Genomic DNA, 974 nt, shown 5'->3' with positions numbered 1-974 from the left:
CATGTGGATGGTGTGGATTCTAATTCTGCATATCTCAACTTTCAAAGTCAAAGTGCTATAGGTGCTAACCATTTCGCTCTCGAAGGTACAATTTCTTCTGGAGATGGTAACGAACAAACAGTTGCTTTAAATAAGGCAATGTATGAACTTGATGCTAATGGCAAGCGTGTGGCTGCTGGTATGCTTGATAGCTGGTCGATGCAAGAGCTAGGTAGCATTTCAACACTTAATAGCTCACGTATATATGGAGTGTCGTATGGCAACACCAGCCAAACGATTAAAGTTAATTCAAGCCAAGCTATAAATCCTATAGTTGCTTACTTCCCCTCTGCTGGTGAGGCTCGGATTTTCCGTGACAATCAACTGCTTAGTATACAGCGTGTTTCAATGGGTGCTCATGAGCTAGATACAAGTGCGCTACCTAGAGGGATGTATGATGTGAGAGTCGATGTAGTTGTTGGTGGTCGAGTTGTTTCATCTCGAGTACAACACATCAATAAAATGAGTGAAAGCCAGCAGTACCCAGACGGTCTAGTTTGGCAGTTGTGGGGGGGGAGGACAGAAAATAGTAGTGATTATTCATCGATTGACTCGCAGAAAGATAGTGGTCTAGGGGCAATCTTTGGTGTGTCATTAGCCTCAAATTGGTTGGATGTAAATTGGAAGCTATCTCTATATAAAAATAACCAAACAACAGTAGAGGAAGGGCAGGCAAATTGGCAACTAAGTAATGGGTTGCGATTTGATTTACAGAATCTCTGCTCAAGTGATGCAAGTAAACAATGGATGACTAGAGTAAGTTATGATTTACCAGATAGCATTGGTTCCGTATGGGCCTCTCGTCAACGAGGCACAGATGGTAATAAACTGCCATTTTATTCACAGAGCTATGACTCAGCTGGTGTCAGTTTTAATTTAGGTAGTTTGGTTAACAATGCTGGGTCACTGAATATTAGTGTCGATGATGATAAGAA

Annotated in this window: 1 protein-coding gene; it reads left to right on the top strand. The window is 41.7% G+C overall.

Annotated elements, in window-relative coordinates; all coding sequences use genetic code 11:
* Nucleotides 1–974 (top strand): TcfC E-set like domain-containing protein (locus LG31_RS20900; RefSeq protein WP_193354221.1); only part of this gene is annotated, 974 nt, incomplete at both ends.

Source organism: Aeromonas lacus (genome assembly GCF_000764665.1).
Taxonomy (GTDB): domain Bacteria; phylum Pseudomonadota; class Gammaproteobacteria; order Enterobacterales; family Aeromonadaceae; genus Aeromonas; species Aeromonas lacus.
This window is presented reverse-complemented; position numbering and strand designations above follow the sequence as displayed.